The organism is Archaeoglobus sp. (assembly GCF_017656475.1).
Classification (GTDB): Archaea; Halobacteriota; Archaeoglobi; order Archaeoglobales; family Archaeoglobaceae; genus Archaeoglobus.
In genome coordinates, this window is record NZ_JACDNT010000014.1 from 25,634 (window position 1) to 48,438 (window position 22,805).

The window sequence follows — 22,805 nt, forward strand, 5'->3', positions numbered from 1 at the left end:
TAAAAGCGTAAAAGTTTAAAATCTATCTGGACACGTAAGCCAACATCTTGCAGAGAGGAGTTTAGATGACGCACGTACTCATCAATGGCCCACCGGGAACGGGCAAATGCAAGTATCTTGAAGACATTTCACGCGAATTTGATAACGTAGTTTGGATTACAACTCTTTCCAGCGCATATTTTGTGAGAAAAAGGCTTAAAAGAGAGGATGTCTGGATTATAGACACCTACACATGGGGAAAGAAAGAATCAAATGAGAGTAGAGATATAATTGTGTCCAATCCTCTAAACCTCAACGAGGTGAGTCTGGCCATAAACAAAGTCCTTGACGACATGGAAGGCAACTATCTGCTGGTGATGAACTCGATTTCGGGATTGCTCATCTACCACACATATCAGAGAATACTTCACTTCCTGAGAGCCTTGCTTGTAAGAATAGAGAAAGAAAAGTCAAGCAGTCTTTTCACGCTGGTTAAGGATGCGCACGAAAAAACTGTTGAGGTTTCGATATCGATGTATTTCCCCAACATTGTAGAGACAAGAGAAGACGGCAAGGTTAGAATTATAAAATCTTCAATTCCCCTCGATAAAAATGAGTTTAACTCTGAAGAGGCAAAAGAGATAATTAAGAGAATGCTTAAAGAAAGTTCATGAAAGACGTTTTTTACACAAACGTAAGGGCTGAGGTTACCGATCCCGCTAAGTGGTATCAGCCCCACTTGAGCGTTGTGAAAAAGCTTGGCAAGCTGATAGATGAGTGCGGAGTTCTCGACATAGTTTCCAAGGGAGATATTGTAGCTGTTAAGACTCACTTCGGGGACAGGGGGACGACGAGAACGATCAGGAGTGTATTCATAAGGGCGGTTGTGGAGAAAGTAATAGAGGCTGGTGGAAGACCATTCGTTACTGAAACGACAGGTTTAGGGATGCTGAGGCCAAGATGCACCGCTGTGGGAAGAATAAACATAGCCGAGGAGAACGGCTACACACACCAAACCCTTAAAGCTCCTATAATCATTGCAGACGGCCTGCTCGGTTTCGATTATGTTGAGGTGCCGATAAATGGCAGGCATCTCAAATCTGTGAAGGTCGCAAAGGCCATTGCAGAGAGTGATGCAGTCATTTGCTGCACACACTTCAAGCTGCACATGCAGGCTGGTTTCGGGGGGAGCATAAAGAACGTTGGAGTTGGCTGCGTTGCAAAACCTTCCAAGTTTGACATCCACATGTCCGACTACCCCCAGATTGACCGGGAAAAGTGCACCAAGTGCGATGAGTGCGTCAAAGTCTGTCCAAGCAACGCCATCGAGAACTACCAGATTAACAGGGAAAAGTGTGTCAAGTGCCTCGGTTGCTCGGAAGCGTGCAAGGAGGATGCGGTCAAAACCTTCTGGGTGTTTGGCAGAGATGTTTCGGAAAGAGTTGTGGAGTGTGCAAAGGGAGTTTTCGAGGTGCAGAAGAACTTTGCCTACCTGAACTTCCTGCTGGACATAACTCCTCACTGCGACTGCCATCCTTACAGCGATATACCACTGGTGCCGGATTTGGGGATAATGGCCTCCAAGGACGTTCTTGCGATTGACAGGGCGAGTGTTGATTTGTACAAGCGGGCTGAAAATCTCAGTGGGGCACTGCTTAAGGACAAGAAATTCTGGGACTGGACAGATGCTGAGGGGATGCTCGATTACGCTGAAGAACTCGGCCTGGGGACTCAAAACTACAGGCTTGTTGATGTTAGTTAAAGACTGCAATAACGTCCAGCCTTTCCACCTTAGCCAGAATTCCTATTTTTTCCGCCAAGCTTGGAGTGGTTCTGCCGTTGTCTCCGCTAACAAGCTCTTTGATGTAAAGACCGGCATCAGCCTCAAACTCCACGACCGCAGCCCTACCAGTGTGGTGAATCAGCCTTGCATCGAAAAGCTTGCGTATCCTCACCTTGTCCGACCTTCTGTGAGACACTCTGGTTGGAGTTCTCTGCCTTATCTCTCCCTTTAAACTTTCAAGAGCTTCAACAAGCTTCTCCTTTTCAACCTCCTCCTCAAAGACTATCTTTGCTCTGTATTTCTTTCTGTGCCTTTCCATTTTTACCTCTTTCACCTTTTCCGAATCCACATACTCAAGCTCGCGAACGGCAACCCATCTCTGTGCATTTATTGCCCTCTCAAGCTCTGTCAGATCAACAAACCTCCTCCTCGGTTCGATTATTTCAAGAACAAACGGTCTGCCTGTGCCGAGCATCCTCGCATCTACGTCCTCCCTTCCCGCTCCGTGAAGCTTCGCATCCCTCGCTTGGAAAAGCTTTATTGCCGGTGCGGCGATTAAATCTTCAACCGATGAAACGTACTTCCTTCCGGTAAAATCGCACACTTCACACCCTTTCCCCTTGCAGTAACCGCAAAGCCACCTCGTCTGCGAGATGTGTCTCACTCTCTTGAGATATCTCCCGTAGATGTAAACGGGCTTTATCTGGAGGTTAAATTTGAAAGTTTCGAGGTCAAAAAGGACATTTATGTGCGGGTTAAGATCTCTCTCCTTTCCAGTCTTCTTCTCAATGGCCATGGCTAACCTTGCATTGAACCTCTGCTTTATTTCGTACTCAACTCCCTTAAGTGCGAGATACTCTTGCAACGCCTTCAAACTCCCCCAAACCCTGCTCCCAACGTTGAAGGTCTCGAACTCATAAACGGACATGGCCTTTACGATCTCCTCTGCAAACTCCTCAACTTTGTCCAAAGCATTGCAGCACGCTTCGCAGTTTTCAGCAATTATGCCTTCATCGATGATGCTGTAGCATTCCCTGCAGAGTTTCACAGAAAAAGTTGGAAAAGGGCTTTAAAACTGCTGTGGAATTGGTGGTATGAAAGAGGTTATACTCAAACTCTACGACAAGGCCAACGAGAAAAACTGGAAGCCTTGGGATTTGCAGTCAGAAATGAGGAAAATCTACGAGAATGTTATAGCGGTGGGAGATGACCTCTCCTTTACGGTAAAGCTTGAAAATGACGTTAAGGCGGTAAACCTCGAATCATTTGGTGCGAACAGGGTTAAGCTTCACCCGTTCAAAACCGCATGGCGATTCGAAAAAGGTTTCATTGCCTATGAGGGGAAATTTTTGAGGATAAGCAGAGAAATTGATAAAAAATTACTTTCTAAAATCCTCGACGTTATCCTGCCTGAGGACTGAGCAGGTTCTGCAGCTTCTGCTGTGTCTCGGCGAATCTTTCTCTCAGCTTTTCTTCCTGCCTTTGCAATGTTTTTATCCTTATCTCGTATGTCTCCTTCTTCTCTGTGAGTTCCTTTATCACGTCCTCTTTCTTCTCCTTAACCAGCACGTTGCCCACAGCCTTGTAAACAGGCGAGTCATCATCAACCTTCTGAAGCTCTTCTAAGGCCTGCTCAGTATCCCTGAGCAAAGCCTCAACCTGCGCCCTCTGAGTGATTACAGCCTGCAACTGCTGCTGCAACTGCTGAAGCTGTGCGACCAGATTCTGAACTTGCGGGGGAAGTTCACCCATTTTCCAACACCTCTTCAACCTCTACACACATTTTAATCAGCCTTAACCACGAATTTATTGCAGCTCTCAAATCCGAGACGTCTTCAGCCTCGATTTCTAATCTCAGCTTTTCGCCAGATTGATAAAGCTTTGCCCGACTTATTGAAGTTTCGATTTCTGGTTGAACTGAATTGGCGATATCCGGACTGCAACCTTCAATGACGATCTCGGCCCTGTTCATCACCATCGCTAATTGCAGCTGCTTATAAATCAATCCCAGAACTTCCTCGTTCTCACGTAGTTTCTCTCGGCCTCGATTAAAGCCTTGAAGAAGTCATCTTCTGCTGGATAAAACCTCGACAGAATTCTTGCCGCAGTGTCTGCCCCGATACCGTATGTTGAAAGGGCGTAAACTGCCCTTTTTCCATACCCCATAACAAGGTTTGCCAGTTTGAAAAGCTCATTTTTCCTAAAATCCTTAACGTCCCTCCTTGAGTTGAATACCGCAATCATCCTCGAACCGCATCTGATGCAGGTGAACCTATCAAAGCTCCCCACTCTCTCAGTGTAACTGGCCTTGCAGTTGAGGCAGTAAACTCTCACCACTTCCTTCTCAAGCCTCTCTCTGAAGGCCTTGAGGATTGCTTCACTTGACTTCACAGCAAGTATGTCCATGGCCCTCTGCCTTGCAGCAAGACTGATTGGGCTCAGCTCATTGTACACAGAAAGCTCAATTTCTCCGCTTTGAATTTTGTCTATGATTTCTGCAGTTCTCTCAACATCCATCTTCTCAACAAAAATCTCTCTAAGAGCTTCTCTATAAATGGGCGTGTCTTTCAGCTTCACCACCAGGTTTCTCACGTTTATCCTGCTCAGCTCATCGTCTTTCGACAAAAATCCAAACTTTCTGGCAGCATTTACAACCTTCCACTGCATAAGCTTCGTGTCAAAAACCGCCCTCTCAGCCAGAGTCCCAACAGCCTCTGGATTAATGCTCTTAATTATGCTTTCAACCTCCTGAGGTCTTGCCGGATTTAGCTTGATTCTGTAGGGGTCTATTTCAACAGCAACACTGCTACCTCTTCTCGCAGTGAGGAGTAAGGCGAGGATTCTGCCGAGAGTCTCGTTCACCTTGTGTCCAAAGCATGCATTTACCACCACAACGTTTTCCGACCCCTCAATGGTCACGTGAGTGTCTGAAGGGATCGCAAAACCCTTCTCAATCTGATCCTTTAGAGTTTTGACCACCACTCCCACTTCTCCATCCACACCAAGAGCGCTAACAGCAGCTCTCTCCCCTTTCGCCCTTATAATCCCGGCCAACCAGCTTCTCAGCATTCCTACCTCCTGTGCAACCTCAAACGGCACGGGAATTTCCTCTCCAGCCCAAGAGGGTATTTCACCTTCAGCAGAAACAGGCTCAACTCTCACCACATCATCAACACTCAGCACCCTCCACAGCTCCCCTTTCATCGCAAAAATCTCTCCACTGAAAGTTGAGAGGAAGCTTTCATCCAGAGAGCCAATCGTTCTTCCTGTAGAGACATCAACAACCCTGTATCTTTTCTCATCAGGAATCATGGAAATGTTCTCGTAGAAGTACCTTCTCGTGTTTCTTCTCGCTCCAATCTCTCCATCGTCATAGAATATTTTTCCGATGTTTGCGAGAAAACTGCAAACCTCCTCAAATTCCTCAAAGCTCAGACTTCGGTATGGAAAGGCTCTCCTGATTATTCTGTAAGCCCTCTCAGCATCAATCCTGCCGTATTCGAGGGCGAGAGCACATATCTGGTTTGCCAGAACATCCAAGCTTTTGAAGTGAATCTCGGCATCCTCCAGCAATCCCTCTTTAGCTCTTCTAACGATGACTATGGATTCAAGAATGTCGTCAAAGCTTTCTGCAACGATATATCCTCTGGAAATTCTCCCCAACCCATGTCCGCTCCTTCCAACCCTCTGCACGAGCCTTACGGCCTGTCTGGGGCTGTTGTACTGAATAACGAGGTTGACGTGGCCGATGTCTATTCCAAGCTCCATTGAGGACGTGCAGATTAAGGCATCGAGTTCACCTCTCGCAAACCTCTCCTCGGCCTCAACTCTCGCCTCCCTCGAAAGGCTTCCGTGATGAACTTCCACATCAATCAGCTTTTTGAGCTTCACACCAAGTGCTTCTGCCGTCTGGCGCGTGTTTACGAAAATCAATGCGGAGCCATGTTTTTTCACAGCTTCTGCAATGAACCTAAGCTCTCCTGCAATCTCCTCATCAACATTCAGCTCCACAGCAAGCTCACTGTCCGGTTCAGGCTTCACGACAGATATTTCGTACTCCTTCTCAGCCCTCCACTCCAGAATCTCTGCATTTATCCCAACAAACCTCGAAACAACCTCAGGCTTGCTGACGGTTGCAGAAAGACCAATCGTCTGAAATTTCGTAATCTCTCTCAGCCTCTCAAGAGCCACACTGAGCTGCACACCTCTCTCGCTGTCTATGAGCTCGTGGATTTCGTCGATGACAACGTACCTTACATTCTTTAAAGCCTTCCTGAGATTTTTACCCAAAAAGAGGATCTGGAAGGTTTCTGGAGTCGTTATTAAGAGATGTGGTGGCTTTCTTGACTGCCTCGCCCTCTGTGATTCGGGAGTGTCGCCATGTCTGACGTCAACTCTAATGCCCAGAAACTCCGCAATCCCCCTTATTCTCCTCAGCATGTCCCTGTTCAAAGCTCTCAATGGTGTAATGTAGACAGCCACGATTCCGTTATCGCTGTCCATTTTGAGCATTTTCTCAAATATTGGGATTATCGCAGCCTCCGTCTTCCCGCTGCCAGTAGGAGCGATTATGAGAACGTCCTTGCCACTCAGAATCTTTTTACAGGCCTCTAACTGCAATTCCGTCAGTTCCTCAATTCCTGCTGTTCTCAAAGCCTCTCTGAGTCTGCTGTCAAGCATCGTAAAAGCTATGTAGGCTGGAAGGGGATTAAAGTTTTTCCCCTTAGAATTTTTCAACTGCAAAAACCTTAAAAAATTCTTCAAATAATTGGCTTTAATGGTAAAAATTGATGATGTTGACATAAAAATTCTGAGGGAATTGCAGGAAGATGCAAGGAAGAGCCTGAAGGAAATTTCGGAGAAGGTAGGAGTGGCTGAAGGAACTGTTTACAACAGAATAAACAAAATGAGGAAAATTGGCCTGATAAAGAAATTTATTCCCGTCATTGATTACTCACTGCTCGGATACGACCTCATAGCAATAATAGGAATTACCGCAGAGGGTGGATATCTCACAGAAATTGAAAAGGAGATCGCAAATGAGAAGAACGTCACTGCTGTGTATGACGTCACAGGAGACTACGACATTATAGTGGTGGCGAAGTTTAAGGATAGGGACAGTCTCAACGCCTTCGTAAAAAGAGTGGCAGGGATGAAAAGAGTTCTGAAGACTTACACGATGCTGGTGCTGAACGTCGTCAAGGAGTCGCACCTCATAGACCTCTAAGTTGTGTACTCAGCGTTCAGCTTTACGTAGTCATATGTGAGGTCGCACCCTATTGCAAATCCCTTCCCCGCTCCTTTTTCAAGCTTTATTTTTATGATGAGATCATCTGAGTTTTGCATGAGCTTTCTCGCCTGCTCTTCAGTCCCAAGAGGTCTTCCCGCATCGACGAGGAAGATTTCATCTTTACCATCGGAGAAGCTGAGCGTTATTCTTTCGTCAACATCAGCCCCGCTGTAGCCAGCAGCGGCAATTATCCTTCCCCAGTTGGGGTCACAGCCGAATATTGCCGTCTTGACAAGCAGAGAGCTTGCAACTGCTCTGGCAATCAAGTTTGCATCGTCATCACTCTTCCCGCCCTCAACACGAACCTCGAAGACCTTGGTAGCACCCTCCCCATCCCTCGCAATCTGCTTTGCTATGCTGTAAAAGACCGAATGCAGCTCCTGCTCGAAGATGTCTCTCTCAACTCTCTCCTTGCCAGTTGAAACAAGCAGAACCGTGTCGTTGGTTGAAGTGTCACCATCAACAGTCAGCCTGTTGAAAGTGCTGTCAACAGCCTTCTTGAGCATTTCGTAAAGCTCACCACTGTCGAATTTTGCGGAGGTGAATGCAAAGCAGAGCATCGTCGCCATATTAGGAGCAATCATCCCCGCGCCCTTGGCCACCGCAGCTATTCTTGCCTTCTCGGAGTGAGCTTTTTTCACGAACTTGTCTGTGGTGACAATTGCCTCTCCAAATCTATGAGCATTCTCAGGAGAATTTCCCAGAGAAGAATAAACCTCAGGCGCCTTCTTCCTTATCCAGTCCATGTTCAGCTTTCTCCCTATAACCCCAGTTGACGCCACAGCCACCCTCCTCTCATCACATCCCAAAAGGCTTGCAGCAATCCTGCATATCTCCCTGGCATCCTTCAGCCCCTGCTCACCGGTGTAGGCATTGGCATTACCGCTGTTGACTACGATACCATCCACAATTCCTTCTCTAATATTCTCTTCACAAACGACAACTGGAGCAGCTCTGATTTTGTTTTTCGTGAATACACCTGCCACGCTCCCCTTTACCTTTACAAGACCCAGTCCGTATTTTCTCTCTTTTATTCCGTTGCAAAAGACTCCGTCGATATCTGTTATTTCCATGCTGCAACTCTGTTCGAGTAAATTAAAATTTTCAGAAAATTTTTAATTTTCACGTTCCGAATTGGACTGATGATTGACGGCCTTCCAACACTGGATGACATATCTTACAAAGGAAAGCACGTTCTGCTAAGGGTTGACATCAACGCCCCAATCGTGAACTCAACAATTCTGGACACGAGCAGATTTGAGAGCCACATTCCGACGATTGAAGCTCTTGAAGACTCCAAGCTCGTGCTGATTGCTCACCAGAGCAGGCCCGGGAAAAAGGATTTTACTACTCTTGAAAGCCATGCATCAACTCTTTCAAAGCTACTCGGAAAAAGAGTAGAATACGTAGACGAGATTTTCAGCAGAGGTGTTCTCAGGAAAATAAAGGAGATGGAAGACGGAGACATACTTCTGCTGGAGAACGTGAGGTTTTACTCGGAGGAGCAGTTAAACAGGAGCGCTGAGGAGCACGCTGAATGCCATTTAGTTAAGAAGCTAAGCAACGCCTTTGACATCTTCGTCAACGATGCCTTCTCCGCATCCCACCGAAGCCACGCATCCCTTGTAGGCTTCATTCCCGTTTTGCCATCCGTTGTGGGAAGGCTGGTGGAGAATGAAGTAACAGCTTTAAGCAAACCTCTAAAGGGTGAGGGGAGAAAGATTTTCGTTCTTGGAGGAGCCAAAATCAAGGACTCCGTTAAGGTGCTAAAAAACGTGCTTGAAAACGGGATAGCAGAGAAGGTCGTTCTGACGGGTGTTGTCGCCAACTACTTCTTAATGCTCAAAGGATTCGACATAGGGGAAGTGAACAGAAAGGTCGTGGAGGACAACAAGGAAGACGTAAATGACGACGAAATGAGGGTGATTCTTGAGAAGTACTCTGACAAAATTATCCTCCCAATTGACTTCGGGATAGAAAAAGATGGTGTTAGGGCGGATATCTCCTTGGAGAAGTTTGATGGCAAATACAGAATTATGGATATCGGGCTTGAGACCGTCAACAAGCTTTCGGAAATCATCCCGCAGTACGACTACGTGGTTTTGAACGGTCCTGCGGGAGTTTTTGAGGATGAGCGCTTCTCTCTTGGAACATACGAGATCCTTAGGGCTGCTACAAAAGCAGGCTACTCGGTAGTTGGTGGGGGGCATATAGCTTCCGCAGCCCGCCTCTTCGGCCTCTCGAACAAATTCAGCCACATATCGACTGCAGGAGGGGCATGTATCAGGTTCCTGAGCGGTGAAAAGCTTGTGGCTCTGGAAGTCATCAAAGAATACTGGAAGAAAAAGTGGAGTAAATCTTAATTTTTTAAAATTCTATACGATAAAATTTTTATGGTCTCCATTTTCTTAAAGGATTAATCGGATTTATATTTAATTCAGAAAACGTTAAATATTGTCCACAATTTTCAAATGAAGAGGTGTGATAAAATGAATTCCAGGGAAGAATATGAAAAAAAGCTTATCAGTCCTGAAGAGGCTGCAGGGCTTGTAGAGAATGGAATGCACATCGAATTGGGTGGGGCTGCGAACACGGCACTCATTATAGACAAATACCTCGCAAAAAGAAAGGATGAGCTTGAATACGTAAAAGTAGGGACCTTCATAGATCTTGCTCACTACGAGTTCCTCAAGGCAGATCCAAATGGAGAGGTGTTCGAGTGGTCGAGCGGATTTCTCTACAGACCTGTAAGAAAAACGAGCAAGGTACTTGGGCCATGCGTTTTCAGGCCAAACCTGTATCATGACGTTCCGAGAATTGTCAGGGAATTCTCAAAAGACTACGACCCAATAGATATTGCCTACATTGTCACAACACCCATGGACAAGCACGGTTACTTCAATTTTGGACTTACCTGCTCGCACATGAAAGCGCTCGCAGAGGTTGCCAAGAAGGTTGTGGTGGTTGTCAAGGAAAACATGCCCTGGATTAATGGAGGTTACGACGAGTGCATCCACATCTCGGAGGTTGACTACATCGTTGAAGACAATGAGATGCCTGTCCCCTTCATACCATTCACACCACCACCGACCAAAGAGGATGAAATGATCGCCGAAAACATACTCAACGCCGAGACAAAAGATGGCAGAAAGCTCATTCAGGATAGTTCTACAATTCAGGTGGGAATTGGTGGTCTTCCAGATACGGTTGTTAAGCTGTTAAAGGAGAGCGGATACAAGAACCTTGGTGTACATACCGAGATGATAGGCGACGGTACGCTCGAACTAATTGAGGAAGGTATAGTCACCAACGATCAGAAAAAGCTCGACAGGGGAAAAAGTGTTTTTACATTCTCTCTCGGATCGCTGAAGCTCTACGAATACCTCGACAGGAATCCAGAGGTTGCAACGTATCCTGTTGACTACACAAACGACCCGTTCATAATAGCCCAGCAACCGAAAATGTTCTCCCTCAACCAGGCTGCGGAGGCCGACCTAATGGGACAGGTAAATTCAGAGCAGATGGGACTTATCTCACCAACCGGCAAGCTTTACCAAGTGAGCGGTACCGGTGGGCAGCTTGACTTTGTGATGGGGTGCCTTTTCAGCAGAGACAGACAGGGGTTCAGTGTTCTTGCCATGTACTCCACTCACAATGGCACGTCAAGAATAAAGCCCATCCTCCCACCGGGTGCAGCGGTTACCGTGCCGAGAAGCATGGTACAGGTTATAGCAACTGAGTGGGGAGTTGCGTATCTCAAGGGACTGACAGTCAAGGAGAGAGCAATCGCAATGATACATCTTGCCCATCCTGATCATAGAGACTGGCTGGAGAAGGAGGCAGAAAAGCTCGGCCTTTTGCCACCAAACTACACAATTCCCGCTGGAACACCGGATTATGTACTTTACAAGAGGGATTAAACTTTTAAATTTTTGTATTAAGACAAATTATGCAACTGAAAAAGGCTGCACTCCTATCATCCGGTGTTGCATCATTCCTCACACCCTTCATGGGCTCGTCAACAAATATAGCTCTTCCAGCAGTAGGAAGGGAATTCCAGATAGACGCCATAACTCTCGGTTGGATTGCCACATCCTATCTTCTTGCAGCAGGCATGTTTTCAGTTCCTTTCGGCAGAATCGCAGACATAGCCGGAAGGAAGAGGGTTTTCGTTTTTGGACTGCTTGTTTTCAGTCTTGGCTCTATCTTGTCATCCCTTGCCCCCTCACCTGAATCTCTCATAGCGTTCAGGGTTCTACAGGGCACTGGTGGGGCGATGATTTTCGCCACTTCAGTGGCAATTCTCACTTCGGTATTTCCTCCTCAGGAGAGGGGAAAGGCAATCGGCATTAATACAGGTGCAGTTTACACTGGACTGAGTGTAGGGCCAATAGGCGGAGGGCTTTTGACGCAAAACCTCGGTTGGAGGAGCCTTTTTCTATCAAGCGGCATTATCGGTCTCTTCGCCCTAATCGTTGCAATAATGTATCTCAAAGAGGAGTGGGCTGATGCAAAGGGCGAAAAATTCGACTATGTTGGCTCAACGATTTATGCAGCCATGCTGCTATTCCTGATTTACGGTTTTTCTGAGTTCTCAGTACCATTCCTGCTTCTCGGCATAATTCTGGCTGCAATTTTCGTTGTGTATGAGAACAGACAGGAGCACCCGGTCTTTGCAGTAAAACTTCTTCTGAGCAACCTGACCTTTTCCCTTTCAAGCCTCGCCGCTCTGCTGAACTATGCAACAACTTTCGCAGTCGGATTTTTGATGAGCCTCTACCTTCAATACATAAAGGGCTTCGATGCTCAGACAGCCGGCTTCATTCTCGTCTCGCAGCCGGTAGTGATGGCTCTCTTCGCTCCAATTGCGGGATGGATTTCGGACAGAATAGAGCCGAGGGTCGTTGCCTCTGCCGGAATGGCCGTGACAACATTATCTCTCATCTTTTTCGCAACTATTGACAGCAATACTGCTCTCAGCAACATAATAGCTTACCTCATGCTCCTCGGTTTCGGCATAGCTCTTTTCAGCTCTCCAAATACCAATGCAATCATGAGTTCGGTGGAGAGGAGATTTTACGGAATAGCCTCTGCTACGGTCGCAACAATGCGTCTTGTAGGTCAAACGTTGAGCATGGCACTCGTTATGCTCGTCTTCTCCTTAATTATAGGAAGAGTAAAGATAACACCGGAATATTACGGTGGATTTATCGAATGCTCAAAGATAGCTTTCACAATCTTTGCTGCACTCTGCTTTGTTGGAATTTTTGCATCCTTGGGTAGAGGAAAAATAAGAGGTTAATCAAGCTGCTTCAGCGTATGAATCATGCGGTGGATTGTTGTTATGAAACCCAGTATAGCCACGATCCATAGCGTTGCCAGATATACATTCACAGCACTTCCGCTTGCATAGCCGTACAGCAGACCGACCATAATGATGGCAAGCCTCGTGTCCCTCCCTCCGATTCCAACTTTACATTCTGCTCCCTCAGCCTCGGCCATTGCTCTGGTTATGCTGACCCCAAATGAGCCCACCACAGCCATAAAGCCCGCAAGCCACAGTTCTGCGGGATACAAGTAAACCATTCCGATAACGATTGCGGCATCAACAAACCTGTCGAAGACTCTGTCGAGGTAAGCTCCCTTTCTGGTAACCCTGCCCGTCAATCTTGCCAGATCGCCATCTGTGCAGTCGAGAATTTGTGATATGAAGAGAGTAAGCACACCCCAGTAGATCTCTCCAGATGCAATGACCGCTGCTGCTCCCAATCCGACGATTGTGGCAATGATGGTGATTAAATTCGGCGAAACGCCAGTTTTTGAGAGGATTCTTGCAAGAGGCTTAGAAAACCTTCTGTAAACCAATTCTGTCAGCAGATACTCCCATTTGATTTAAATCACCCCCATGTAGGTAATTTTAAATAACTCTCCTTTTAACATTTTTCATGGAGGCAGTAATACTCGCTGCAGGTTTCGGTTCTCGATTGGGTCATCACACTCGCGAGATACCCAAGGCTCTCCTGAAAGTTGGAAAAAGACCGCTGATTTACTACACAATCCAAACGCTGATGAAGAACGGCATAAAAGACGTAATAGTCGTTACCGGGCACAAGGGATATGTTTTGAGAGATTATCTTTCGCAGTTCGACCTCAATTTCAGATTTGTTCACAACAGCCTGTACAAGAAAACCAACAACATCTACAGCCTTTACCTCGCAATGGACCACGTCAGCGGTGGATTTTACATTCTGAATTCCGACGTGCTCTTCCATCCAGGCATCTTCCAGAAACTACACTCATCCACAAAAGAGAACCTAATTCTGTCCGTTGACGACTTTAAAGAGCTTGGAGAGGAGGAAATGAAGGTCAAAATCGAGAATGGTGTGGTAAAGAGAATAAGCAAACAGCTTGATCCTTCAAAAGCAGATGGTGAGTACATAGGCATTGCAAAAGTTGAGGAGAACACCGTTGATGACCTCTACAACCACATTTCAAAAGTTATGGAGAGAAAAGGAAGAAGAGTGTTCTACGAGGAGGCGTTTCAGTCAATGATGGACGATAACATCGCTGTTTATTACGAATCCACCGATGGATTGCCTTGGATCGAAATAGACACACCTGCAGACCTGATGAAGGCAAGATACGAAATTTATCCCAGAATTCAGTTTTGAGGAAAAGAAATATAGACCCATTTTTTACTTGAAGTATGGCAATCGGTTTTTCATTTACTGAGGAGCAGGAGGACATCAGAAGGGCTGCAAGAGAGTTTGCGGAGAAGGAGTTTACACCAGAGCTGGCGAGGGAGTGTGATCGAGAGGAAAAATTCCCCTACGAACTCTGGAAGAAGTGTGCAAAGCTTGGTTTCCATGCAGTTGATATTCCCGAAGAGTATGGCGGAGGCGGATATGGCCCAATTGAGAAGATGATCGTGATGGAGGAATTCTCGGCTGTGAATCCGGGTTTAGGGCTTGCGTGTTTGCTACCAACTTTTGGCTTCGAGATTCTCGTTCTGCACGGCAACGAGGAGCAGAGAGAAAAGTGGCTCACGAAGCTTGCGAGAGGAGACGTGATAATGGGCATGGCCAACACAGAACCAGATGCAGGGAGCGATGCCGCGAACATCAAGACGAGAGCGGTGAAGGAGGGGGACGAGTGGGTAATCAACGGGACGAAGCAGTTCATCAGCAACGGGTCTATAGCCGACTTTTTGCTTGTAACCGCAAGAACGAGGGAGATGGATCCAAAAGCGAAGCACAGGGGCATAAGCTACTTCATCGTTGAAACGGACAGGGAAGGGTACAAGGCCAACAAGATAAAGGGCAAGATGGGGATCAGGGCAACTGATACGGCCGAGATTAGCTTCAGCAACGTAAGAGTTCCGGCGGAGAACCTTATTGGTGAGGAAGGTAAAGGCTTCTACTATATGATGGAGTTCTTCGACATAAGTAGAGTATGGGTTGGTGCGCAGGCTGTGGGAATCGCGAAGGGTGCCTTAAAGCTCGTTATTGACTATGTAAAGCAGAGGAAGACGTTCAATCTACCTCTCGCCACTTACCAGTACATACAGTTCAAGATTGCTGAGCTCGCTACGAAGATTGAGGCTGCGAGAACGCTCGTCTACAGGGCCGCTGCCGTGCAGGTGGAGCAGGGCAAGCCAGACAACACACTCTCGTCGATGGCAAAGTGGTATGCTGGAGAGGTTGCTGTGGAGACGACAAACTGGGCCCTCCAGTTCCATGGCGGTTATGGATACATCGACGAATACGCCATAAACCAGTTCTACAGGGATGCAAAAATAACGGAAATCTACGAGGGTGCGAAGGAGATAGAGAAGCTGATTATTGCGAGGAATCTGCTCGGTTTTAGATGATTTTAAATTTTTTAGTCTTTAAGGGAAATTAAACCCTTTCACTTTTTAAGCCCCTTCCTGAGTCGCTCAAGGTTCTCCCAAACCCTGTCAAGGTCTGCAATAAGCTCTGTAACTCTGTCTATGTTTGAAATTACTCTCCCATAAACATCATCTCCGAGCTTTTCTCTCAGCTCGCAAAATGCCCTTGCCGCTGCAAGAGGGTTTCTTATTCTGTCCACCAAATAGGAGACGAGCTTTATGTTCTCGCCAATCTCTTCAATGAGCTTTCTCCTATCCGTTACGTCTCTCGCAACTCCGTGTATAGCGACGGCTTCATTGCCCTCAATTACGGGATGCGAAACGACTTCGAGCCATAACACATTGCCATTCTTGGCCTTTACAGGAATCTCGTAGGGCTCTGTGGGTGTTTTGGTTTCGACAATTTTCCTTATCTTCTCTCTAACGAGGTCATGATACGGTTCAGGAACAACATCCCAGACGCTGACATCTTCACCTTCCTTATAACCAAGAAGTTCCAGAGCTCTCCTGTTCACTTTAATGAAACGACCTTCGAGGTCGTGGACGTAGAGGATGTCGTTGGTGCTGTTCCAGAGGTACTCGTAGCTTTCCAGAGATCTCCTCAGCTTATCTTCCATCCGCTTCCTCTCTGTTATGTCCCTTACAAACTCAACGACCATTTTAACCTTGCCATCTTCAATAACGGGATAGCTAAACAGTTCCACCCATTCTATTGGAGTTCCTATGGGAGTTTGATGCTCTCCTCTCTTCATCTCACCGGTTTTCATGGCCTCAATTGTGGGACAGTTTTCGCATGGCTCTTTGCGGTTATGGTAAGCTTCGTAGCACTTCTTTCCCACCACATTTCCATACCACTTCTCCATGGCATGGTTGACCATTATGACGTTCATCTCAGTGTCAAGAACGCTTATGCCGTCCTGTATTGCGTCGAAGACTGCTTTAAGAAATTCTTCATTTCTCTTAATCTCCTCAGTTCTTTTTGCAACAACTCTACCTAAGTAGGCATTGAGACCGAGAGCAGCTATCAACACTGCGAATAGGGCTGCCAAAGCGTAGTAAACCCAACCGGGTACGACTTCAACCTTTGGCCCGAGCCACCTGTCCAGCGATTGGTGGTATATCGAATTACGGTCGGACTTCAGGGCTGCAAGGTGTTCGTCAATCTTTTCTAGCACAGCTTCATCTTTTCCAGCAAATCTCAGCTCAACAGGTCCAAAAATAAGTTCACTCTCCCTGAGGCCATAATCTTCGGCGTAGAGGGAAGCATAGATTCTCGAAACAACTCCAGCATCCGCTCTACCAGCAACTATTTCCTCCATCACATCTTTGTAGTCACCCTCAATTTCAAGAATCTGACACTTGATGTTGAATCCATCAACGAGCTCTTTCAGTTCCTCCGTATATACATCCCTTTTTACCCCTGCAACCTTCAAACCATCAAGCTTCAGAATGGAGTTTAGTTCCTCTTTTCCAACAATAACGCCCCAGTTCGTAAATATTACCTCTTTGTTGAAGCTGAACTTCTCAGCCCTTTCCTCCGTGTAGGCAACGTCGACTACGAGGTCTAACTCACCCCTTTCGAGCCTTTCAAGCAAGTTCGGAAAGCTGTCGTAAACATACTCGACTTTCCAACCCTCCCTATCAGCTATGTATTCGAGAATATCGATGAAAAATCCCCTTGCCTCTCCATCCTCCACAAATACCATTGGGGGGTTATCATAGACACCAACTTTCAGAGCTAAGGCTGAATTGGGAATCAGAAGCAGTACAAATGTGATTATGAGAATGTGTTTTTTCATTATAATTAATAAGGGCAAGTCACTTATAAAAGCATTTTTGAAGGAAATTCTTAATAACCCCAGCAGCCTTTCGTAGAACATGTATTTCGACTCTCACCTTCATTCTGAAGGGCTCGGATTCAGCGAGCTTAAGACGTTATCCCAAAATCAGATAAAAGAGGTCTGCAGCCTTGCATTCTTCCCCGTAAAGCCCAAATACCCACAAACCATGGTTGATGTTTTCAGAAAGCTCATGGAGTTCGAGCCGATGAGATGTGAAGCAGCAGGAATCAGGATGTACCCTGCTGTCGGCATTCATCCTCGCTGCATTCCTCCTGACTATGAATTCGTGCTGAAGTATCTCGAAGAAGGGGAATGGGTTGCATTTGGTGAGATAGGGCTTGAACTCGTTACCGATGAGGAGGTTGAGGTTCTCAAATCCCAGCTTGGGCTGGCGAAGAAGCTTGATGTGCCTTGCATAATCCACACTCCGAGAGGGGAGAAGGTTAAGGCTACCAGAAAAACAATTGAGATTCTCAACAGCCTCGACTTTCCCCCCCAGTTAGCCGTAATCGATCACGTCAATTTCGAAACCATCGACATGGTTCTTGAGACAGAATACTGGATTGGTCTCACCATCCAGCCCGGAAAGCTCTCTCCAGATGATGCTGCAAGAATTGTTGCCGAATACGGAAGCGAAAGGTTTATGCTGAACAGTGACGCCGGTTACAGGGACGTGGAGATTGCAACAGTTGCATCGGCAGCGGAGAAAATTGCTGAAAATGTGGGAAAAGATGAGGCAGAGAGAGTTGCAAGAAAGAACGCAAGAAAGTTCCTGAGGTTGTAGCATGAAGAGGCCCACGCTCGATGAATACTTCATGGAAATCGCTTCTGTTGTTGCCAAACGCTCCACCTGCCTGAGACAGCATGTTGGGGCAGTTATAGTCAAGGACAAGAGAATTCTCGCTACCGGCTACAACGGAGCGCCATCAGGCCTGCCGCATTGCGATGAGGTTGGATGTTTGAGAGACAAAATGGATGTGCCGAGTGGTGAGAGGCAGGAACTCTGCAGAGGGGTTCATGCGGAGCAGAACGCGATAATACAGGCGGCAAAGTTCGGAATAAGCGTCGACGGCGGAACACTTTACTCCACACACTGTCCCTGCATCACCTGTGCCAAAATCATAATAAACGCCGGCATCAAAAGGGTGGTTTACGGCAAGGAGTATGCCGATAAAAGGGGTCTTGAGCTTCTGAGGGAAGCTGGGGTAGAGATGGAGTTCTTTCCGTGCTGCGTTGAGTAGGGAAAATTTGGAAATAGATAGCAATTTTTAACTTTCCTTAAAATAGCAATAATTAAATAGGATGTTACACATCACAAGTTATGAAATCTGTAATTCTTGAAAAAGATGAGAAAGTTGCAGAAATTACATTAAACCGGCCTGAAGTTCACAACGCCCTTAACATGGATATGGTTAAGGAGCTCTCTGCAGCGCTTGATGACTGCTGGAAAGATGATGACATCAAGGTTATAGTGCTGAAGGGTGCTGGAAAAAGCTTCTCATCAGGGGCAGACCTTAAACAGTTCATGAGATTTGCTGCTGGAGAGGGGAACTCGGCTGAATATGGTCTGGAGCTTCATTTTGGCGTTGTTAAGAAAATGAGAGAAATTCCAAAGCCTATAATTGCAGAGGTGAAGGGCTACTCCATAGGAGGTGGAGTTGGGTTGGTAGCGGCGAGTGATTACGCGATAGCAGCAGAGAGTGCTGTTTTCTCCTGCGGTTACGTTCTCATAGGCCTAAGCCCGGATACAGGAACCAGCTTCCTGATACCGAGAGGAGCAAGTATGAAAAGGGCTTTCGAGCTGATGTCAACTGGAAGGCGTTTTTCAGCGAGGGAAGCTTTGCAATACGGCATAGTGACTGAGGTCGTCCCCGACGAAAAGCTGAGAGAAAGAGTGAAAGAAGTTGTGGAAATTTACCTCAATAGACCCAGGGAGGCGATTGCGAATTTGAAGAGGTTGCTGAACATAACACACTCGAATAAAATCGACGAACAGTTGGCTTTAGAACTCAACTTTGTCTCGATGGCAACACTCACAAAGGACTTCATCGAGGGAGTTACAGCGATGCTCGAAAAAAGGGAGGCGAGGTTTGATTGATTAGATTAAACTTTCATGTCGCATACTTTTTAACGTAGCTCACCAGTCCCCTTCGTTGAGGATTTTAATTTTTACTCCACACACTGTCCCTGCATCACCTGTGCCAAAATCATAATAAACGCCGGCATCAAAAGGGTGGTTTACGGCAAGGAGTATGCCGATAAAAGGGGTCTTGAGCTTCTGAGGGAAGCTGGGGTAGAGATGGAGTTCTTTCCGTGCTGCGTTGAGTAGGGAACAAGGTTTATCTGAGTGAGTTAGCAAATCGCTGCCGACGCACTGCTACGATTGTAGCCAATCCAATGACATAAGCAGCGTAGCAGTACGGACAGTAGTAGTGCTTTAGGACTATGAACGCGCATATAGTTAAGACCAGTATGCCCACCGCACCCACAAACACCCAGAGCTTCACGATGAACTCTGAAAGCTTTTCGTTAACGATTGCGATTGAGAACCATATAATAGCAACTATGCATACCACCCAGCCCGGAAAAGAAAGCCAGCTTGGAAGAGGCAGTATCCGAAGCTTGCAGGCTCCTGAAAGCAGAAGGAACAGCACATCTGCCATCCCGAGGAGTGACAAAAAGATGACAAGTTTTTTCATTTCCTTTCACCTCTGCTTTTTCAGGTTTGAGGAGTGTTAGTTTGGCTGATTCACTCACCCAAATACCTTCCCTTCCCTGCTTCCAGACTTCCCTTTACTTCCTTCCATCCCTCGCCTGTTATAAATGCAAAGGTGTGGTCGGAAAACTCATTTCCCGTCCAGCCAATCTGGAACCATTCGTTCCTGCCCTCCAGCGAAATGTATATGCTTGCGTTGATCTCTGGATAGGAGTCGAAAAACAACACACTGCTATAATTATAGCATTTTACATACCTGTAGTGCTTTAGATACTCCTCGGAGCAGTTTACCTCCTTCAAATCCCACTTGGGCTGAAGAGCATACTCTCCACTGAGCGGATCAAGGGTGTTGATTTCCCTTTCAAGTTCAAGTTTCAGTTCAAATGTATAACTAGCTGCCTTTTTTACCGTGGTTGGCGATACTGCTGGCGTTTTTCCTTCTTCAACGGGAACTGGCATCGGTGCCATCTTCCATGTTTTAATTTTCTCGCCACTCAGCTTCAGCATTACTCCATAGGGTGTTTCGACAACTTCTGCCATCCAGCCTTCCGGGATCGTCATATTTCTCAGGTCGATGGGTTTACCATCAATCGCGGGCAATGGAACGATTATAGTGACGTTTTCAAGCTCAGCAATTCCTGATGGTCTAATCTCTCCATCAACAAGCTCTCCAACAGCTAGAGAAACGGAATAATATATGACGTGTGAGAAGCTCTCTTCCTCAGGTGCAAGGCATCCCGAAATGAGGAGAATTATAAGCAACAAAGATATTATAAAGTAGTTTTTCATTGATAGCAAATGTTAATGGAGGAATATAAGCTTTTTGTTCTTTCATGGTTCAACAACCATTGAGCCAGAATTTTTTGAAGAGATTGAAAAGAGGTATTAAAGGATTCATCGAGAAAAAGCAATTTAGACTTTTATGTCACCATACTTTTTAACGTAGCTCACCAATCCCCCTTCGTTGAGGATTTTGAGCATAACTTCAGGGATTCCTTTCACCCTCAACTCCTCTCCCTTGGTTCTGTTTACGATTATTCCCTTTTCCAGGTCAACCTCTAGCTCATCGCCACTGTCGATCGAGTCGGTGTCGGCGATCAAAACCGGCAGTCCAACGTTTATCGCATTCCTGTAGAAAATCCTCGCAAAGGATTTGGCAATTACAGCCGAAACACCTGCGATTTTTAAAGCGAGTGGAGCATGTTCTCTGCTGCTTCCCATCCCGAAGTTTTTTCCAGCAACGATGAAGTCCCCTGGCTTGAACTTTTTCATGAAATCTGGATCAGCATCCTCCATTACGTGCTTTGCAAGCTCAGGCATGTTGCTTCTGAGGTGATAGTACCTTCCCGGCGTTATGTGGTCAGTTGAAATGTCATCTCCAAATTTCCACGCCCTGCCAACCATTTTCATTCGTTATCACCTCTCTTGCAGACGAAAACGGGAACTGTTGATCGCCTTATAACGCTTTCAGAAGTGCTCCCGAGTATCATGGCTTTCACCCCTCCCACACCCCTTGAACCTATGAAAATTGTCGTGGCATCTATTTCGTCCCTTTTTGCCAGTATTGCCTTGTGTGGAGTTCCGGATTCCACGTGGATGTGCGCCTCAATACCCTCTGCTTTGATTGATTCCTCCATCAATCTTAAATCGTCAGTTTTACTTCCCTCCTCAGCGACATGAATTATGTGTAGCTCCCCTCCAGCTTTCTTAACAACGAACTTAGCATATTCGAGAACCCTGTCCGCCCACTTCGAGAAATCGTATGCAACAAGAACCCTATCAAAAAGACTGTTGACAACCATATCTTCCTTGAACACATAAACAGGAACACTGGAGTCGTGCAAAACCCCTTCTGAAACACTGCCAAGAAGTATTTTCTTAAAAGAGCTTGCCCCTCTCGAACCCATCGCTATGAAATCGTAGTTTTCTGCAGCTTTAGTGATTTCAACAACCGGATCTCCGACAGGAAATGGCCTGATTATTTCAGACCTGATCCCACTGTCCTCGATTTTCTGCGTAACTTTGGGCAACACTTCTTCTGCCTTTTCAGTCATCTCGTCAATGTAGTAGTCTATATCTATTCCACCGCTAACCGTGCTCAGCTTTGTTATGTTGACTACAAAAAAGACTCCTATTTCCTCGACGCCGACTTTTCTGAAATCATCAAGGTATTCGAGGACTTTAAAACTGTTTTCAGAGAGGTCTGTGGGAAACAACATCTTTCGAAGCATAGTTATTTTAGAAGCGTTAAGTTTAAAATTTTTTCATTCATTTATTGATTGAATGCTTTCAGTGCTTGTTGATTCTGCTCTGAGAATCGCCGAAAAATACGGGATAAAGAGGGTTGCCCTCATCTCCAAAGAGGAATTCGAGCAGGGTTTGGAAGGATTTGAGATTATACAAGCACCAAAAAAGTTCGCCACAATTCTTGACAGCATGATATACTACTTCGAGGAAAGTGAAGAGAAAATCATCGCAGAAAAATTTGCCCAGATTTACAGGGCGAGAGAGTACATTTCTGCCCAAATGTACCTGAAGGGCTTTGAGGTTGGAAAGGCTGTTGTGGTTTTTGACACCGACACTCTGAAGGGCATCACTGTTTTTGATCCTGAAAAAAGTTCTTTTTTGAGTGCAGTAGGAGAGTGTGTTGAGAGAGTGCATCCAGAAGCTTTCAGAGCTGTGCTCACCGTTGCTTTGAATATCGCTCAGAAGGGTAGGGAAGGAAGAAAGATAGGAACTGCATTTGTGATAGGTGACGTTGAGGAGGTTATGAACAGGTCGAGTCAGCTTGTGATTAACCCCTACCACGGCCACAAGGAGACTGACCGGGACATCAAAAATCCTGAAAACTGGGAGAGTGTAATGGAATTCGCCCAGATAGACGGTGTTTTTGTGCTTGACGAGATGGGTCTGATTATTGCATGCGGGAGATACATCGAGGCATCAGCAAAGGACCTGGTGTCTAAAATCAAACGGGGTCTTGGGGGTAGGCATATTGCATGTGCCTCAATAACAAAGGAAACAAAAGCAATAGCTGTTGTCGTTTCAGAAAGCGGGGGAGACATCACTGTTTACAAGGATGGTATTGAAGTGATGCATATTCCCTCGTTGCTCTTCTGAACATTTTCGGTGGAGGTAACAATAGGCAATTGCTTTTTCTCAATTCTCAGTTTAATTAAAAGAAATGGAAGATAAGTGATCTTTGATCTATTCAAACTCCTTTTCCGCCTAGCCTTTTTTCACAAGCTCTTCAAGCTTTCCCTCTTTGAGTGTCTTTGCAGGTTCGAAAATCTTCTTTCCGAACTGCT

At 46.2% G+C, this 22,805-nt stretch carries 24 protein-coding genes and 1 pseudogene; 14 read left to right on the plus strand and 11 right to left on the minus strand.

Annotated elements, in window-relative coordinates:
* Window positions 1-65: 65 nt before the first annotated feature.
* Window positions 66-653 (plus strand): hypothetical protein, encoded by a 588-nt coding sequence (locus tag H0Z19_RS05840; RefSeq protein WP_290724736.1) that lies wholly within the window; start codon window positions 66-68, stop codon window positions 651-653.
* Window positions 650-1,741: a DUF362 domain-containing protein gene (locus tag H0Z19_RS05845; RefSeq protein WP_290724739.1), complete on the plus strand. Its 1,092-nt coding sequence runs from the start codon at window positions 650-652 to the stop codon at window positions 1,739-1,741. The genes H0Z19_RS05840 and H0Z19_RS05845 overlap by 4 nt, the downstream gene beginning before the upstream one ends.
* Here the strand turns inward: H0Z19_RS05845 and H0Z19_RS05850 are convergent.
* Complete coding sequence (locus tag H0Z19_RS05850; protein WP_290724741.1) at window positions 1,734-2,810, minus strand: tRNA pseudouridine(54/55) synthase Pus10; 1,077 nt, start codon at window positions 2,808-2,810, stop codon at window positions 1,734-1,736. The genes H0Z19_RS05845 and H0Z19_RS05850 overlap by 8 nt on opposite strands.
* Window positions 2,811-2,856: 46 nt before the next feature.
* On the opposite strand from H0Z19_RS05850, the gene H0Z19_RS05855 reads away from it, so the two are divergent.
* On the plus strand, window positions 2,857-3,183 hold the full coding sequence (locus H0Z19_RS05855) for a hypothetical protein (protein WP_290724744.1): 327 nt from the start codon (window positions 2,857-2,859) through the stop codon (window positions 3,181-3,183).
* Here H0Z19_RS05855 and H0Z19_RS05860 read toward each other — a convergent pair.
* From H0Z19_RS05860 to H0Z19_RS05870, 3 genes are read right to left on the minus strand one after another with little or no spacing between them, the layout of a single operon-like run.
* Window positions 3,164-3,514: a prefoldin subunit beta gene (locus tag H0Z19_RS05860; RefSeq protein WP_290724747.1), complete on the minus strand. Its 351-nt coding sequence runs from the start codon at window positions 3,512-3,514 to the stop codon at window positions 3,164-3,166. The two genes, H0Z19_RS05855 and H0Z19_RS05860, sit on opposite strands and share 20 nt — an antisense overlap.
* Window positions 3,507-3,734: a KEOPS complex subunit Pcc1 gene (locus H0Z19_RS05865; RefSeq protein WP_290724749.1), complete on the minus strand. Its 228-nt coding sequence runs from the start codon at window positions 3,732-3,734 to the stop codon at window positions 3,507-3,509. The genes H0Z19_RS05860 and H0Z19_RS05865 overlap by 8 nt, the downstream gene beginning before the upstream one ends.
* Before the next feature lie 29 nt (window positions 3,735-3,763).
* A complete protein-coding gene (locus tag H0Z19_RS05870; RefSeq protein ID WP_290724752.1) occupies window positions 3,764-6,442 on the minus strand; it encodes a DEAD/DEAH box helicase in 2,679 nt (892 codons plus the stop codon).
* A 97-nt stretch (window positions 6,443-6,539) separates the two neighbouring features.
* Here H0Z19_RS05870 and H0Z19_RS05875 point away from each other — a divergent pair, with 97 nt between their 5' ends.
* Window positions 6,540-6,989 carry an Lrp/AsnC family transcriptional regulator gene (locus H0Z19_RS05875; protein WP_290724754.1) on the plus strand — a complete coding sequence of 150 codons (450 nt, stop codon included), beginning with the start codon at window positions 6,540-6,542 and terminating at the stop codon, window positions 6,987-6,989.
* Here H0Z19_RS05875 and argJ read toward each other — a convergent pair.
* Entirely contained in the window at window positions 6,986-8,125 is a 1,140-nt protein-coding gene (gene argJ, locus H0Z19_RS05880; RefSeq protein ID WP_290724757.1) for a bifunctional ornithine acetyltransferase/N-acetylglutamate synthase, read from the minus strand. The two genes, H0Z19_RS05875 and argJ, sit on opposite strands and share 4 nt — an antisense overlap.
* Before the next feature lie 69 nt (window positions 8,126-8,194).
* Here argJ and pgk point away from each other — a divergent pair, with 69 nt between their 5' ends.
* The 3 genes from pgk (at window position 8,195) to H0Z19_RS05895 (ending at window position 12,354) form a co-directional block, all read left to right on the plus strand.
* Window positions 8,195-9,415 carry a phosphoglycerate kinase gene (gene pgk, locus H0Z19_RS05885; protein WP_290724760.1) on the plus strand — a complete coding sequence of 407 codons (1,221 nt, stop codon included), beginning with the start codon at window positions 8,195-8,197 and terminating at the stop codon, window positions 9,413-9,415.
* Between the two features lie 126 nt (window positions 9,416-9,541).
* Window positions 9,542-10,972: an acetyl-CoA hydrolase/transferase family protein gene (locus H0Z19_RS05890; RefSeq protein WP_290724762.1), complete on the plus strand. Its 1,431-nt coding sequence runs from the start codon at window positions 9,542-9,544 to the stop codon at window positions 10,970-10,972.
* 29 nt (window positions 10,973-11,001) lie between these two features.
* Window positions 11,002-12,354, plus strand: coding sequence for an MFS transporter (locus tag H0Z19_RS05895; RefSeq protein ID WP_290724765.1), 1,353 nt, complete (start codon window positions 11,002-11,004; stop codon window positions 12,352-12,354).
* Here H0Z19_RS05895 and H0Z19_RS05900 read toward each other — a convergent pair.
* Window positions 12,351-12,917, minus strand: a complete 567-nt coding sequence (locus H0Z19_RS05900; protein ID WP_290724767.1) for a CDP-alcohol phosphatidyltransferase family protein — start codon at window positions 12,915-12,917, stop codon at window positions 12,351-12,353. The genes H0Z19_RS05895 and H0Z19_RS05900 overlap by 4 nt on opposite strands.
* An 80-nt stretch (window positions 12,918-12,997) precedes the next feature.
* Here H0Z19_RS05900 and H0Z19_RS05905 point away from each other — a divergent pair, with 80 nt between their 5' ends.
* Entirely contained in the window at window positions 12,998-13,723 is a 726-nt protein-coding gene (locus H0Z19_RS05905) for an NTP transferase domain-containing protein (protein ID WP_290724769.1), read from the plus strand.
* Window positions 13,724-13,758: 35 nt separating this feature from the next.
* Window positions 13,759-14,922, plus strand: a complete 1,164-nt coding sequence (locus H0Z19_RS05910) for an acyl-CoA dehydrogenase family protein (protein WP_290724772.1) — start codon at window positions 13,759-13,761, stop codon at window positions 14,920-14,922.
* Between the two features lie 38 nt (window positions 14,923-14,960).
* On the opposite strand, the gene H0Z19_RS05915 is transcribed toward H0Z19_RS05910, so the two are convergent.
* The gene (locus H0Z19_RS05915) at window positions 14,961-16,739 is read right to left on the minus strand and encodes a PAS domain S-box protein (RefSeq protein WP_290724775.1); all 1,779 of its coding nucleotides are present in this window, start codon (window positions 16,737-16,739) and stop codon (window positions 14,961-14,963) included.
* Window positions 16,740-16,818: 79 nt separating this feature from the next.
* On the opposite strand from H0Z19_RS05915, the gene H0Z19_RS05920 reads away from it, so the two are divergent.
* The 4 genes and pseudogenes from H0Z19_RS05920 to H0Z19_RS05935 all read left to right on the plus strand — a co-directional run.
* Window positions 16,819-17,565: a TatD family hydrolase gene (locus H0Z19_RS05920; protein WP_290724778.1), complete on the plus strand. Its 747-nt coding sequence runs from the start codon at window positions 16,819-16,821 to the stop codon at window positions 17,563-17,565.
* Between the two features lies 1 nt (window position 17,566).
* Entirely contained in the window at window positions 17,567-18,022 is a 456-nt protein-coding gene (locus tag H0Z19_RS05925; protein WP_290724781.1) for a cytidine/deoxycytidylate deaminase family protein, read from the plus strand.
* Between the two features lie 80 nt (window positions 18,023-18,102).
* Window positions 18,103-18,879 (plus strand): enoyl-CoA hydratase/isomerase family protein, encoded by a 777-nt coding sequence (locus tag H0Z19_RS05930; RefSeq protein WP_290724783.1) that lies wholly within the window; start codon window positions 18,103-18,105, stop codon window positions 18,877-18,879.
* 69 nt (window positions 18,880-18,948) lie between these two features.
* Window positions 18,949-19,110, plus strand: a pseudogene (locus tag H0Z19_RS05935) (deaminase); the annotation flags it as partial.
* Between the two features lie 10 nt (window positions 19,111-19,120).
* Here the strand turns inward: H0Z19_RS05935 and H0Z19_RS05940 are convergent.
* From H0Z19_RS05940 to H0Z19_RS05955, 4 genes are all read right to left on the minus strand, one after another.
* Complete coding sequence (locus H0Z19_RS05940) at window positions 19,121-19,480, minus strand: hypothetical protein (protein WP_290724785.1); 360 nt, start codon at window positions 19,478-19,480, stop codon at window positions 19,121-19,123.
* Window positions 19,481-19,530: 50 nt separating this feature from the next.
* Complete coding sequence (locus tag H0Z19_RS05945; RefSeq protein WP_290724788.1) at window positions 19,531-20,286, minus strand: hypothetical protein; 756 nt, start codon at window positions 20,284-20,286, stop codon at window positions 19,531-19,533.
* 123 nt (window positions 20,287-20,409) lie between these two features.
* Window positions 20,410-20,907: a 3-isopropylmalate dehydratase small subunit gene (locus H0Z19_RS05950; protein WP_290724790.1), complete on the minus strand. Its 498-nt coding sequence runs from the start codon at window positions 20,905-20,907 to the stop codon at window positions 20,410-20,412.
* On the minus strand, window positions 20,904-21,728 hold the full coding sequence (locus H0Z19_RS05955; RefSeq protein ID WP_290724793.1) for a universal stress protein: 825 nt from the start codon (window positions 21,726-21,728) through the stop codon (window positions 20,904-20,906). Before H0Z19_RS05955 ends, H0Z19_RS05950 begins: the two co-directional genes overlap by 4 nt.
* Window positions 21,729-21,780: 52 nt before the next feature.
* Here H0Z19_RS05955 and H0Z19_RS05960 point away from each other — a divergent pair, with 52 nt between their 5' ends.
* Window positions 21,781-22,617 (plus strand): diadenylate cyclase, encoded by an 837-nt coding sequence (locus tag H0Z19_RS05960; RefSeq protein WP_290724796.1) that lies wholly within the window; start codon window positions 21,781-21,783, stop codon window positions 22,615-22,617.
* Window positions 22,618-22,805 lie beyond the last annotated feature (188 nt).